This is a genomic window from Pseudomonas brassicacearum (assembly GCF_000585995.1).
Lineage (GTDB): Bacteria > Pseudomonadota > Gammaproteobacteria > Pseudomonadales > Pseudomonadaceae > Aquipseudomonas > Aquipseudomonas brassicacearum_A.
Genome location: NZ_CP007410.1, coordinates 3,463,280 through 3,477,869 on the forward strand (window position 1 = coordinate 3,463,280; position 14,590 = coordinate 3,477,869).

Consider the following 14,590-nt stretch of genomic DNA (forward strand, 5'->3'; position numbering starts at 1 on the left):
GTCTTAGTCCTCCACTACCCAAGTGTCTTTAGTGCCGCCGCCCTGGGACGAATTGACCACCAGCGAGCCTTCGCGAAGTGCCACGCGAGTCAGGCCGCCTGGCACCAGGCGGGTTTCCTTGCCCGACAGCACAAACGGGCGCAGGTCGATGTGGCGCGGGGCGATGCCGCTCTCGACAAAGGTCGGACAGGTGGACAGGCTCAGGGTCGGCTGGGCGATATAGGCTTCGGGGCGAGCCTTGAGGCGGGCGCGGAAGTCTTCGATCTCCGCCGCGCTGGCGGCCGGCCCGACCAACATGCCGTAGCCGCCGGAGCCCTGGGTTTCCTTGACCACCAGATCAGGCAGGTTGGCCAGCACATGGGACAACTCCTGAGGTTTACGGCATTGCCAGGTGGGCACGTTCTTCAGGATCGGTTCTTCGGTGAGGTAGAAGCGGATCATCTCGTCGACATAGGGGTAAATCGACTTGTCATCGGCGACGCCCGTGCCGACCGCGTTCGCCAGCACTACATTGCCTGCGCGGTAGACGGCGATCAGTCCTGGAACACCCAGCATGGAGTCGGGGTTGAACGACAGCGGGTCGAGGTAGGCATCGTCGAGACGGCGATAAATCACATCCACCTGCCTGGGGCCGGCGGTCGTGCGCATATACACATGGTCGTCACGCACGAACAGGTCGGCGCCTTCCACCAGTTCCACGCCCATTTCACGGGCCAGGAACGCGTGTTCGAAATAGGCACTGTTGAATCGGCCAGGAGTCAGGACCACGGCGGTCGGATTATCCAGGGGGCTTGAGCTTTTCAGGGTGTCGAGCAGCAGATTCGGATAGTGGTCGATGGGCGCTACGCGTTGGGCGGCGAAGAGTTCGGGGAACAGGCGCATCATCATCTTGCGGTCTTCGAGCATGTAGCTCACGCCGCTGGGCGTACGCAGGTTGTCCTCCAGCACGTAGTAACTGCCATCTCCGTCGCGAACCAGGTCGACACCGGCGATGTGGGCGTAAATGCCCCGGTGCAGGTTCAGGCCCTGCATCGCAATCTGATAACCCTCGTTGGCGAGCACTTGTTCGGCGGGAATGATCCCTTCCTTGAGGATGTGCTGCCCATGATAGATGTCGGCCAGGAACATGTTCAGGGCCTGGACCCGCTGGATGCAGCCTCGCTCGACCATCTGCCATTCACTGGCCTTGATGCTGCGAGGAATGATGTCGAAGGGAATCAACCGTTCGGTGCCCTGCTCGTCCCCGTAGAGGGTGAAGGTGATACCGGCGCGGTGGAACAGCAGGTCGGCTTCGCGTCGGCGTTGTTCAAGCAGTTCAAGCGGCGTGTCCGCCAGCCAGCGTGCGAAGGCTTGGTAATGCGGGCGGCAGCCACCCTGTGCGTCATACATTTCATTAAAAAAAGCGTGGGGCATAGCCAACTCCCAGCCGCGTTCTACACGGCATTTCTTATTACTTCGTCATTCCAATGGTCTGGCCTTGCTTTGTTTTAATGAACCCTGTTTCTCCGTGCACCTCGATAGCAGTGGTCTCTGATCTGGCCTTTGCGTCTGGATGACGTGCGCCCCCTGATTAAATCTGCGTGGTCACTCCTACTGAATCCAGCGGTTCGGTGGGTTTCGCTGTTGAGGTGTAGCAAAGGCTGTGCCTAAGCGCGATGCCTCAAGACTGCGCTAGAAAAACCATCGCAAAGTTGTTTAAAAGCGAAATTTGTTTTCATTTATACGACAAAACACCGCGAGAAGGCTGAAACGTTTATTTCAGCCTTCTCCAGCGAACCCTGGAACGGGTCGAATAGGTGCAAAAAGGTAGGTGACAGGGATTCAACGCCCTGAAAGGGGGAAATTTTTACTCACTGCTTGATGCAAGCGCTCGGCTCCTGCGGCGATCGCCTTTTAGATCACGCTTGGATCAAGCTCACCGGTCCAGGCCAGCAAGGCTGCCAGCAGGAAAAAACTGCCGCAGGCCGTCTCCACTTTCTGCTCCCCAGCGGCCGAGGTTCGGTAGCAATGACCGAGGAAACACCCGTCTTGAAAATCGCCACTGCGAATAATGGCCGCCAATTGTGCACCGGCGTACTCGCGCAGCAGTTCGCCGTCGGGAACCTGTGGCGCCAACCCTTGCAGGGCCAGCGCGGCCATTGCCGCCGCGCAGGGATCGTCCGGCCCCTGGGGTTCGGACAGGCGATTGAGCGGTGCGTCCGAGCCCCGGCTGCGTTGCCAATACTGACACGACTGCATGGCGTCCTGGCTGTAAGGCGCACCGTACAACCTGGCACCGACACTCAGGCCAAGCATCGCCCAGGCCTGTCCCCGGGACCAGTTACCCGGTCGTTCGTCGGCACACCAGTGCCCGTCGTCGTGGGATGCCTGACTGCTCCAGGCCCCGCCGCTACCGGCACAAGCGCGAAAAGAGGCCTGCAGTTGCTGGCGTCCGAGGCTCAATAACCGAGGGTCGGCGCGGCGCGCAAACAACTGTAGCGTGGCCGCCAACGGGTCGATGCTCAGGCGCTGATCACCCTGCTCGCCGCCACCCATGTCACGCCCCAACGCAATGCAGCCCAGCAACGGGTCGAAGGCCCGCGCCAGTTGCTGCACCGCCTGCTCCGCCAGTTCATTGGCCAGTGCATCATCGAGCAAGCAACTGCCCAGCCCTGCGCTGTAATGAAAGATCAGGCTGCGATGGTGCGTGGCACTGCCGAGCTTGTCCCGCAGCCGTTCGGTGATCTGCCGGGCCTGCCGACGATCCTCCAGAAATGCGTTGCGATGGGCGCGCAACCACCACAGTCCAGACCAGAACCCGCCCAGCCAGGAGCCGCCAGCCGAGACTTTCCAATGGCTGCCGGCCCCCACGCAATACAACGGAAAACCTTCGCCACAGGACGCCTGGATTTGATCCATGCGCCTGACGATTGCAGCAATGGCACGATAGACCTCGACGAGCCGCAGCGGCTCTTGCCACGCCTGGGCGACATTCATTTGACTGCCCTCAGCCCGGTGATGGGCGGTGTCTTGTGGGATTGCCGCAGGCGAATCAACAGCAGGTTCGCCAGGCCGCCCAGTACAAGCACGCCGGTCAATAGCAGCCACGCATCGGCGAACCCCCACGGTCCGCGCTGGAGCAGACCGAACAACGGCGGCCCCACGGCGAACCCACCGAAAAAGCCCACCGACAGTAGACCGGCCGCCGACGCCGGGCTGCCAAACCCTGGATCGCGCAGCACCATGCTCATGGCGATGGCGTTGGTCGCTACAGCGCTCAGGCCCATGCCCAAGGCCCCCGCCCACAGCGGCCAATGACGAACGGGCAAGGCCAGTGATGTCAGCCACAGCGCCACGCCCGACAACAGCAACAACACCAGCAACAACCAGGACTCATCGGCCATCCGAGCGCCCAACGGGGTGAGCAACACGCGGGCGGCGATGCCCATTACGCCGAAACCGGCGATCAATGTGCCGATCCACTGCGCGCTCATGCCTTGTTGTGCAGAAAAGACCCCAAGAAACGTCACAAACGACGACAACACGATGCCTACGCACAGTTGCACACTCATCAGCAGCGCCAGGCGCGCATTGGGTCGATTCAAGGCAAATCCAAAAGGTTTGCCCTCCCGCTCACGGGCTGCCACTCGCGGCCCCCACAATGCCAGGAGCAACGCCGGCACCAGCAGCGTGGCCAAGGCACCGCGCCAGCCCAGGCTTAGGGCCAGGCTGGGCAATAGCAGGCCGGCAAACAACGCCGAGACCTGCACACCGGACTGTTTCAAGCCGACCACCGCAGCCTTTTGCCGGGGTTCGACGCGCTCGGCGATCAACAGATTGGTCGCCGGATTGGCCAACGCCTGGGCAATGCCACATGCCGCCAGCGCCAGTACCACACCCAAGAAACCCGGCAAGCTCGCCAATAACCCATACGCCGCCACCGTGCTCCAGAACAACAAGGCCAGGGCACGCCGGGTTCCGAGACGATTGACCAGCGGCCCGGCCCACAGCGACAACAATGCGGCGAAACCGAACGCGCTGGTGATCAGCCAGCCCAGCCAATGGGTCGGCACACCGAGGTCGGCGAGCATCAACGGCCCGAGGGTACCGACCGCGTAGAAAATCAGCATCGGCAGGGCCATCGCCGCGGTGAGCACCAGCCGTAGCCATACGCCTGGTGAAACGTTGTGCTCGGTCATCGCGCGGCTCCCGTCATCACGGAGGGCCAATCGAAGTCCAGCCCCGCTCCGCCGAAGCTGTCGAGCAGTTGCCGACCTACCGCACTCACCAGCGCATCGTCGGTGCCGTCCAGGATATGGGTGGTGCGCGCCACGCGATAAATGCCCGACAGCGGCGACAGTTCGCTCAGGCCTTCGGCGCCCATGATCTGGATCGCCGAATCCGCGGCCTCGCTCAAGGCCTGGGAAGCGGCGACCTTGGCGATGTTCACCTCGATACTGTTGGCAACGCCGGCGTCGTATTTGTCGGCCGCGTCGTGAAGCAGTGCGCGGGCGCTGGCAATGCCCTGGTAAACCCGGAACACCCGCTGGCGCACCAGTTGCTTGTCCGCCAGCCGCGCCTGCACGCCTCGGGCCGAATGGATGCGTGCGCACATCAGGTCAAAGCAGCGCTGGGCCAGGCCCAACCAGTGCACCGAACGCAGGATGCGCCCCAGCGCCAGGCGCTCTTGCATCAACGCCAGGCCCTGCCCCACTTCGCCCAGCACATGGCTGGCCGGGACTTGAACCTGATCGAACGAGAGTTCCCCTTGCCCGGAATAACGCCCGAGAATCGACAAGGGCCGCTCGACGCGAAAACCGGGCAAGTCGGTGGGCACCACCAGCATGGACAAACCGCTCTCCAACGGTCCTGGCGCAGTGCGGGCAATCACCGTGACCAGTGCCGCCCGCTCAGCGCGGCAGATAAACCACTTGCGCCCGCTCAACCGCCAGTGCCCGTCGATGAACTCGGCGTGGCTGCGCAGGGTCGCCGGGATCGAGCCGATGCTGTCCGGCTCGGACATGCCATAACTGGAAACCATTGCACCCGCTGCCAACGGCGCGAGAAAGCGCCGTTGGATCGCCTCGCCCGCATGCCGGCTCAACATGTGCAGATCCAACGTGGCGTCGTCACCGAAAATCGCCGGCCCGTACTCGGAACGTCCCTCTTGCTCGGCCACCAGCAGATAAGCCCGCAGGCTGGCAATCCGACCGCCCAGGGCCTGGGGGTAGAAGTTGCCCCACAACCCGGCGGCCCGAGCCTGGGCACTCAGCTCGGTGATGCGCCTGGCGGCTTGGCGGAGTTCGGCCGCCAGCTCGGTCTCCAGTGGGATGATGCGTTCGTCGACAAAGCACCGAACCTGGCGCGCCAGCTCGCCAGCGCCCTGAGGAACGCCGACGCTCATTGCACTCAACATGCGATGCCCGCCCCGCTCTCCAGGAACGCCACTTCAGCGGCCAGGGATTTCTTGTCGATCTTGCCCGCTGGCGTCAGGGGCAGCTGTTTGTAGAAACGCAGGTACTCGGGCAGCTTGTTGACCTCCAATCCTTGCTCGCGCAGGTAGTCGGTCAACTCACTCAAGGTGAAGCGCGATGCGCCCTCGCGCAGGGTCACGCAAATGCACACGCGCTGCCCCAGGTCCGGGTCCGGCACGGCCACGCAGGCAACACTGACCACATCGGGATGACCGGTGGCCAGGGTTTCGATCTGCACCGGGCTGATGTTGGCGCCGCCACGAATAATGATGTCCTTCTTGCGTCCGGCCAGGATCAGGTAACCGTCTGCATCGATGTACCCAAGGTCGCCAGTCTTGACCCAGCCTTCGGCGTCTCGATACTGCGCGTCGAGTTCCGGGGCGTTGACGTATTGCATCGGACTCAAGGGGCCACGCGCGCGGATTTCGCCGACGCTGCCCTGGGGCAACTCCTGGTCCTGCTCGTCGAAGATCTTGATCGCACACACCGCCGGGTTGGGCCGGCCGACACTGTAGAACACCACCTCCAACGCATCGTCCAGGGTGTTGTGACAGTTCACCCCGTCCGCCGAGCCGTACAGGCTGATGAAGCCACAGCCAAAAGCGTCGACGCAGCGGCGTACCGTGACTTCGTCGATCAGCGAACCACCGCAGATCAACCCCAGCAGGCTGGATTTGTCGACCTCGGCCAGGCGAGCGTCGGCAGCGATGCGCTGAAGCATCGTCGGCACCCCAAGGATGTGGGTCGGGCGCAGCTGCTCAATGGACTCGATGGCCGCCGCCACATCGAACTGCGGCAGGACGGCAATCGACCCGCCGAGCCACGACAGGCTGCCGAACGTGGCGGTGGACCCGAACGATGAGCCCAGCGGCACCAGATACAACCCGCGAAAGCTCGCCCCCTCGGGATGGATGCGTTGCAGGAAGCGCCCGCGTCCACCCACCAGGGCATTGTGGGAGTAGGCCACCAGTTTGGGTTCCGACTCGGTGCCGGAAGACACCAGCAGGCGCACCGGTGAATTGGCGCAAACGTCGGGCAGTTGCGCTTCATCGAGCGGCTCGGTCTCGAGCAGGTCCTGCAGGCTCAGCCAGCCTGCCCGGGTGCTGCCTTCGACGATCAAAACTCGCAATGACAACAGGGTCGGACGCAGCGCTTCGACGACCTGGCAGAGATCGATCCCGGCGTACTCGGCCGGAACGATGACCGCCCGCGCATCGCAGCGCCGCACCAGTGCCTGGATGTCCAGGCTGCCGCGCCCCGGCGGAAATGGCGCAACCACCGCACCCAGCGCCGCAGCGGCAAGGTCGATGGCACAGCAGCGCCAGCTGTTGGTTAGCTGATAGGCCACCACATCGCCGGGCATGATCCCGGCGGCGCGCAGGCCGGCCGCCATGCGCAAGGCATGCTCATGCAGCTGGCCATAACTCAGGGTGCCCTCAGGCGAGAGCACGGCGGTTTTTTCCGGCTCACGCTGGGCGTGCTCGCGGAACAGTTGATAGACCGAACGGTTGGGATAGGTCCCGTCACGTTCCCAGACACTGCGAACCTCAACGGGAACCAGATCAATGATGCCTGCGTTATTCATCGAAAACTCCAGTGAGCGTTGACCGAGGTATAGGCATTCAGGCTTAAGCACGGCTTCAATCGCCTGTCTTGGCTTAGTTGCGACAGGTCTTGTACGACCACACAGGCCGGTATCCCGGCCTCACCCAGCACGCGTTGCCAGGTCTCGGCCGATTGCGTCGACAGGGCTGTCTCCAACAAGGGGTCCAGCGCCTGGGGATCGGTTTGTGGCGCCAAGGCCAGGATTTGGCTCAGTTGTTCAAGCTCGGCGGGGGTCTGGCAATTGATCGCCAGCCAGCCGGACTGGGTCGGGTACACCCCCTTGAGCAGGCTGTCGGGAGTCACCTCCGGGTTTTGCAGGGCTGGAGCGCAGAGCAAGTTGGCTGCACCGAGCAAGGAGCTGTCGACCCGCACCGACTGGCCGCTGAGGGCGCGATGGACCAAGGCGGCCGTCACCCCTTGGGCGGCGACCGCACCGCCCAAGACATCCAGCACGGTGAACAGCGAACCGCCCGGGGTGCCCGAGGCCTGGCCGATCTGCTCACCGACACCCGACCACGCCTGAACCACAAAATCAGTACCCGGCAGCGATTCGCCCGGACGGTCGTGGCCCCAGCCACCGGCATAGGCATACACCAGGCCCGGATTGATCCGTGCCAGGTCGGCGCGGTCCAGCATCAGCTCCGCAGCCTTGCCCGGCGCCCAGTTGTGCAGGAACACGTCGGCATGACGCACCCGCTCATAGAGCTCGGCGCGACCAGCAGCGGACTTGATGTCCAGTTCCCGCACCTGCTTGAGGCGATTGAGGGCATCGAAGCGCACCGATACGCCATCGGCGCATGGCGGCATGACCCGCAACGGATCGCCACCGGGTAATTCGATGCGCAGCACCTCGGCGCCGAGCATCGCCAGCAAGTGGCCGGCCAGCGGCCCCTGGATCCGGCGACAGGACTCAATCACCGTCAGGCCGCTCAAGGGCAATTTGCCCGACGCCAGCGCAGGCAATGCCCGGCCATCGGCAGCGCCACAGTCAAACGCCCAAGGGCCTTGATTCAATTGCCGTGGCAGGTCCTCGTCGGCACGTCGCTCAGCAAGGCTGCGCAGCGGGCATACCGCCATGCCGTTCAAAGCGCACAAGGCACTGATGCGGGCCATGGACAGCCGCGCCAGGGCCTGGCGAAACACCGGCGGCATCGGCGCCACGGCCTTGGCATAACGCAACAGGAAGGCCTTCCAGCCCTGCCCGGCCTGTTCGGCGTCGATCCCCACCGTCACCCAGAAACGGCGCCAGGGTTCGGCATCGAGAGTTTCCAATTCGAAAGCCACACCGTCGGCGGAAACGAAGGGCGGACGATTCTTCGAACAAGTCGCGCCGGGAAGCAGCCGCTCGGCCTCATCAGCGGCCGTGGCACCGGCCAGGTATTGACCGATGCCCAGCACCCCGGCGGCGCCCACGGAGCTGCTGACGTGTCCGAAACGACCGCCGCGCAACTGACCCAGGGCGGCGGCCAGCGCGCCTTGAAGGGCCAGGCTCGCGCTCAGGGTCGAGACATAATCGAGCCCCAGTCCCTGGGCCTTGCCACTGGCCCGGCCATGCACCGACATCAATCCGCAGGCCGCCTGGACGGTATGTTCCGTGATACCGAGGGAGCTGCCGTCAGGCCACCCGTGAATCCTCCCATCAATGGGCGAAAGGTCCGGATGATGAAAAGAAAACCCCAGCCCGCTGGCCAGTGGATCGCCACGAGATTCGCGATGCTCCAGGCCCAGCGCCGTCGCCTGGTAGCGCAGTGACGCGGCCAGCGCAGCAAAGCCGGCGGGCATCGGTTCAACACAGCCGGAGAAGCTGCAACCCTGTAGAAGACGTGACATAAGACCTATACCAGCAGGTTTCCATACCGCCACGCGCGGGCCTTTGGTGAGGTACCGCGCGCAGCCCCGAGTCAGCGCCAGGCCTCAACCACCGGCCACGGCGGGGAGGATGGTGAGGCTGTCGCCGGCCTTGAGCACCGTGGCGAGGTTGTCGGCAAAACGGATGTCGTCATCGTTGACGTAGATGTTCACGAAACGATGCACCTGACCGTCGCCTATCAGCCGCTCCTTGACCCCCGGATACTGTTTTTCCATGTCTTCGATCACTTCAAGAACTGTCTCCCCCTGAACTTCGACGCGTTTCTTATCCTGGGTGAAAGTGCGCAACAAAGTGGGCACCGTGACAAAAATCGACATGCAGAACTCCCTGAGCCTTAATAAGCTCTTCGCTCATGATTATTAATTGAACTGCGCCGCTTAAAAGTTTCAGTTAACGACGCAAATACGCTCTTCAGTCACTTTGTTATTAATGATGCGATAACTTCGCACCCACTCTTCAACATCCTGCAGTGTTGAAACAATGACGTAGTGCACCGAGGCATCACCGGCGAAACGCACATCTTCGGCGCTTGGATAAGCGACACTGGCGGTATGGGAGTGATAGATCACCCGGCACTCTTCGTCTCGTTCGTCCAGCGCCCGCCAGACCGCCAATTGTTGCCTGGGATCGAAGCTGAAGAACGTTGGCGAACGTGCGGCGTTGTCCATCGGCACCAGCCGTTCGGCGGTACGAACGCCTGCCGGAGCGACGACGATGCCGCAAGTTTCCAGCGGATGATCCCGTCGCGCCTGCTCCAGCATGGCTTCCAGCAGGCCGGCACGAATACTCAACATCCTCGGTCCTCATTTTCAGGCTCAATAGGCCGGCAACGATGGCTCGACATCCCGGACCCAGGCCAGCACGCCGCCGTCGAGGTTGCGTACATGGCTGAAGCCGCGCGCCTGAAGCTCAAGCAACACCGCCCTGGAACGTGCGCCGGTCTTGCAGTGCAGAACCAGGTTGGCGTGCTTGCCGAAACGGGTTTCGATCAGTTCCGCGGTCTTCGGCCCCTTGGGAATGTGCTGGGCGCCGTGGATCCGCACGATGTCCCATTCGGCGCGGTCACGCACATCGATCAACAACACGTCCTGGCCGCTTTCGCGCAACGCCTGCAACTGCCTGGCGCTGATCGAGGGCATGTCCGAATCCTGCACACCCTGGGGCGCGTTCAAGCCGCAGAAAGCCTGGTAGTCGCTCAGGGCGGTGATGGGCTGGCGGCCCGGGGAGCGGCGCAACGGCATCTGCCGGTAGGACATGTCCAAGGCGTCATACACCATCAGGCGCCCCAGCAGGCTCTCGCCGATGCCGGTGATCAGCTTGATCGCCTCGGTGGCCATGATTGCGCCAATGGACGCACACAAAATGCCCAGCACCCCGCCTTCGGAACACGAGGGCGCCAGCTCGGGCGGAGGCGGTTCGGGGTACAGGTCGCGGTAGTTGAGGCCGACACCGCCGGGGGCGTTTTCCCAGAACACCGAGGCCTGGCCTTCGAAACGGAAGATCGACCCCCAGACGTAGGGTTTGTTGGCCAACACACAGGCATCGTTGACCAGGTAGCGGGTGGCAAAATTGTCGGTGCCATCGAGGATCAGGTCGTACTGGCTGAACAACTGCACGGCGCTTTCCGGCTCAAGCCGTTGTTCGTGGCGTTCGACTTTTACATAGGGGTTCAGCGCGTTGATGGCCTCGGCGGCGCTGTCGACCTTCAACTGGCCAACCGTGGCCACGCGGTGGATCACTTGGCGTTGCAGGTTGGACTCGTCCACCCGGTCGAAGTCGATGATCCCCAGGGTCCCGATACCGGCCGCGGCCAGGTAAAGCAACGCCGGCGAACCGAGGCCTCCGGCACCGATAACCAATACTTTGCTGCTCTTTAAACGACACTGCCCTTCCAAGCCCACATCAGGAATCAACAAGTGCCGACTATAGCGGGTTATCTCTTCGTTACTTAGACTCGAAACAGGAGCGACAAGCGGAGGAAGTTTCATGTTTAATACCTGTTGCTGAATGTAAGTAATTCTCAAGCAGGCTCTTTGATTAATCAATTCAAAGGGCTTTGAATTTCATATGCACAAAGTCCGTTTTCGTATGCATTCGAGAATGCCATTACGTGATAACGGTTCGCCGCGAGCCTGGATCTGCGCAAGCTACAGCCCGCAGACAAAAGCGTGTATATCCGTTTTTTCGGTAACGGCGGCTGGCGGTTCCGCCCTTACGGCGGCTCACTTTCGAAGAGCGCGAAAGTAAGCAAAGCGCTCTTGCCCCACCACTCGGCACCTCGCCTAGGCTCGGTGTGCCCTCACTCCGGCATTGCTCCGTGGGCCGCCGCGAAGGGCCATCCATGGCCCAGCGCGGCTAACCCGGCATCCATGCCGGGTTGCCCACTGCGCAATGCCTTCGTTCGGCCAGCGTGGTTTAACGGGGCGCCTAGAATCAAAAGCCGGGCGAGGCGGCCTTATAGCCGACCTGGCTTAGCGTGAACGCGTTCCTCCTGTGGGAGCGAACTTGCTCGCGATAGCGGAGGGTCAGTTTGTGGTGATGTTGGCTGTGCTGACGCCATCGCGAGCAAGCTCGCTCCCACAGGTTTTTGTGTTGTGTGCAGATGCTGTGAACACCTGCTACTCCATGTGGGAGCGAGCTTGCTCGCGATAGCGGTGGTTCAGCCACATAGATGCTGGACATACCCCCGCTCTGCTTTACTTTAGATCTTGATCTTGATCTGGACGCCCCGTTAACCACGATGGCCGAACGTAGGTATTGCGCAGTGGGCACCTCGGCATGGATGCCGAGGTAGCCGCGCTGGACCATGGATGGTCCTTCGCGGCGGCCCACGGAGCAATGCCTACGTTCGGGCATGCCGAGCCCTAGCGAGGCACCGAGTGGTGGGGCAAAAGCGTTTTGCTTACTTTTCGCCGGGCCGCGCAGGCTTCTCAAAAGTGAGCCGCTGTAAGAGCGGAACCGCCAGCCGCCGTTACCGAAAAAACGGATATACACACGACCTACCCCTCCAAAAAAATACAATACGAGCCAAAAAAACGGTGCCCCTTCTGAAAGAAGCACCATTGCCCCTCAAGTGAACAGCATTCCCTCGAAAGAGGGCTTTCGCCAGGCCTTCGATGCGTCAGGCGAGGAAGGTCGACATGTCCTTGCACACGGCGCTGAAAGCATCGACAAAATGCTGCGCTTCAACGTCATTGAGCACCAGCGGCGGCTGGATACGCATGACCCGGTTGTTGTTGGCCGTGACGAAGGTCAACACGCCATGTTCCTGGGACAACTTGCTGACGAAACGCAAAACAAACATCTCCTCGAAGTTTTTCTCCACCTCACTGATAGCCTCCTCGATATGCCGCTTGGCCTTGCCCGAGAGCATGCGATAAGTGCCCGCGGCGTTGCCGGGAATGCGGCTGGCGAATTCGCGCACGAAGGCCTCGACGCCGCCGTTGAAGCTGTATTCGAACTCGATGGCAATCATCAACCCGACGCCGCGCACTTCACGTATGAACGGGTATGGACTGACCGCTTCCGTCAGGGCCTGCTTGAGCTGCCCGCCCACCCGGGCGGCGTTGCCGGCCAGGTCTTGGGAGGTGATCACGTCGAGCGTCGCCAGCGCCGAAGCCGATGCAAAGTTGCCGCCGCCGAAGGTCGAGGTGTGCAACGCAAAGGTGTCGATGCTGCCATAGGCACGGTCCCACAGCGCCGTGCTGGACAGCGTCGCGCCAATGGGTACGGCCCCGCCGGACAACGACTTGGACAGCACCAGGATATCCGGCACCACGGCCTCCCACTCACAGGCGAACAACTTGCCGGTGCGGCCCAGGCCGGTCTGGATTTCATCGACGATCAACAGGCAATCGTAAGCACTGCAGAGCACGCGAACCTGCGTCAGATAGCCCGGCGGCGGCACGATCACCCCGCCCTCGCCTTGAATCGGTTCGAGGATGAAGGCGCCGACATCGCCCTGGCGCAAGGCACTTTCCAGCGCTGCCAGATCGCCGAAAGGGATCGAATCGCAGCGCGCCAGCAGAGGCTTGAAGGGGTCGCGGTGCTTGTCTCGCCCCGTGACCGACAAGGCCCCCAGGGTCTTGCCGTGATAGCCGTTGTCGCAATACAGGATGCGGGGTCGCTGCATGGCCGCCATCGCCAGCTTCAACGCCGCCTCGATCGCCTCGGTGCCCGAGTTGCTGAAGAACACCCGCTCCAGGTTGCCCGGTGCCAGCTCGCTCAGGCGCTGGGCCAGCAAGCTGGTCTGCAAGGGCACCGACACGTACTGGACGAACGTAGGGTATTGCTGTTGCAGATACGCCTGTAACGCCTGGTTGATGAGCGGATGGTTGTGCCCGGTATTGAGGCAGCCGTAGCCGGCGACGAAATCCAGGTAACGGCCGCCGTCCAGGTCCGTCAGCCAGCAACCGCTGCCATGGGTGAACACTCGCTCGATGTGGTTGAACTGGTAGAACTCGCGCAGCACCGGGTTGATGTGCTGGCCGAAGCAACGCAAGGCTTCGGCGCGCAGGGCCGCGGGTTGATCGGCTTGTCGTTCGACGGGCGCGCTGCCGTGGGCGCTCCGATGGAATCGCCGCAGGGCCTGAAAATCCGCGTCGTCCAGGCGCTCGCCATAAGACGCCATGGGCGATGGCGAGAAACCGTGCAATTGGGCGATGCGGCCAATTTCCAGCACCCGTTCCTCGGGCAATTCGCGGCCGATCGAAAACGCTTCGGCACGCCCCTCCAAAGCCAGCACCAGGGTTTCCGCCAGGCAGCCATTCAGGAATTTTTTCGGCGCCAGCCCCAGGGTTTCAGTGCCGAAGCGTACTTGCGTGCTCGCCGACACCAGGCCACCGTCAATAATCAGGATGTCCTGGCGGTCTTGATGAAACGGCAACACATCGCGGGGCAGCGCGGCGTCCACCACCACCGACCCCGGCGCCAGCCGGTAAGGGTCAATCACCCCACCGCTGGATGTCGCCGCCACGTAAAAACGCACCTGGTCGTAGCAACTGTCGATATCCGCCGTCAGCCGCACTTGCCCGTGAAACTGCGCCGGCAGCCAGGCCAGGCTTTCTCGGCCCTGCTCCGCGCTGCCGCGATGAACCAGGCGCAGGCGACAGCCGTCGCGGGCCAGGAGCTTGGCGATGACCAAGGCAATCGAACCGGGATAACCCACCACGGCCACTTCACTGTCGGCCGGCGCCACCTCCAGCCGGGCCATGGCCTCCAGCACATTCTTGTACGCGGCGTAGGCAGTCAGCGAATTCCCGGTGGTTACCGGCACGCCGCTGCGGTCCAGGGTCTGTAACCCGCGGTTGCCGACAATCGCGGTAAACCCACCGAGGCCGACCAGTTGCGCGCCCTCCTGCTGCAGGCTATGCACGCCTTCAAGTACCCGTGCAGCAATGGTTCGCGGCTGGCTGAGCATTTGCTCGGCGGTCAGCGGCAGATAATGCAAGATACCTTCGCACACCGCGCCACTGGCGCTGACGATGCGCCCGAAGTCTGCGAACGGCACCAGATTGCGCGCCTGCCACAGCTGCGCCTGATAGCCGCGATCCTGTTCAACGAGTGTGCGGTCCAACAAGTCGATGATCTTCACCTGACGCTGCAGGGCAATGGAGGTCGGGTGGGCGATGAAGCCGAATTTCATGGGAGTGTGTCCTTGGCA

General features: G+C 62.6%; 10 protein-coding genes. All 10 read right to left on the bottom strand.

What is annotated here, in order from left to right; translation table 11 throughout:
• Positions 1-3: 3 nt before the first annotated feature.
• The 10 genes from CD58_RS14995 to CD58_RS15040 all read right to left on the bottom strand — a co-directional run bounded on the left by CD58_RS14995 (position 4) and on the right by CD58_RS15040 (position 14,572).
• Positions 4-1,413, bottom strand: coding sequence for a circularly permuted type 2 ATP-grasp protein (locus CD58_RS14995; protein ID WP_025213813.1), 1,410 nt, complete (start codon positions 1,411-1,413; stop codon positions 4-6).
• A gap of 480 nt (positions 1,414-1,893) precedes the next feature.
• Positions 1,894-2,976 carry a hypothetical protein gene (locus CD58_RS15000; RefSeq protein ID WP_025213814.1) on the bottom strand — a complete coding sequence of 361 codons (1,083 nt, stop codon included), beginning with the start codon at positions 2,974-2,976 and terminating at the stop codon, positions 1,894-1,896.
• Positions 2,973-4,178: an MFS transporter gene (locus tag CD58_RS15005; protein WP_025213815.1), complete on the bottom strand. Its 1,206-nt coding sequence runs from the start codon at positions 4,176-4,178 to the stop codon at positions 2,973-2,975. Before CD58_RS15005 ends, CD58_RS15000 begins: the two co-directional genes overlap by 4 nt.
• The gene (locus CD58_RS15010; RefSeq protein WP_025213816.1) at positions 4,175-5,395 is read right to left on the bottom strand and encodes an acyl-CoA dehydrogenase family protein; all 1,221 of its coding nucleotides are present in this window, start codon (positions 5,393-5,395) and stop codon (positions 4,175-4,177) included. Before CD58_RS15010 ends, CD58_RS15005 begins: the two co-directional genes overlap by 4 nt.
• Entirely contained in the window at positions 5,389-7,038 is a 1,650-nt protein-coding gene (locus CD58_RS15015) for a class I adenylate-forming enzyme family protein (protein WP_025213817.1), read from the bottom strand. The genes CD58_RS15010 and CD58_RS15015 overlap by 7 nt, the downstream gene beginning before the upstream one ends.
• A complete protein-coding gene (locus CD58_RS15020) occupies positions 7,035-8,888 on the bottom strand; it encodes a CoA transferase (protein ID WP_025213818.1) in 1,854 nt (617 codons plus the stop codon). The genes CD58_RS15015 and CD58_RS15020 overlap by 4 nt, the downstream gene beginning before the upstream one ends.
• A gap of 84 nt (positions 8,889-8,972) precedes the next feature.
• Positions 8,973-9,245 (bottom strand): MoaD family protein, encoded by a 273-nt coding sequence (locus CD58_RS15025; RefSeq protein WP_025213819.1) that lies wholly within the window; start codon positions 9,243-9,245, stop codon positions 8,973-8,975.
• Between the two features lie 69 nt (positions 9,246-9,314).
• Positions 9,315-9,722, bottom strand: a complete 408-nt coding sequence (locus CD58_RS15030; RefSeq protein ID WP_025213820.1) for a Mov34/MPN/PAD-1 family protein — start codon at positions 9,720-9,722, stop codon at positions 9,315-9,317.
• A 21-nt stretch (positions 9,723-9,743) separates the two neighbouring features.
• A complete protein-coding gene (moeB, locus tag CD58_RS15035; protein WP_025213821.1) occupies positions 9,744-10,916 on the bottom strand; it encodes a molybdopterin-synthase adenylyltransferase MoeB in 1,173 nt (390 codons plus the stop codon).
• A 1,133-nt stretch (positions 10,917-12,049) separates the two neighbouring features.
• The gene (locus CD58_RS15040; RefSeq protein WP_025213822.1) at positions 12,050-14,572 is read right to left on the bottom strand and encodes an aminotransferase class III-fold pyridoxal phosphate-dependent enzyme; all 2,523 of its coding nucleotides are present in this window, start codon (positions 14,570-14,572) and stop codon (positions 12,050-12,052) included.
• Positions 14,573-14,590: the final 18 nt, after the last annotated feature.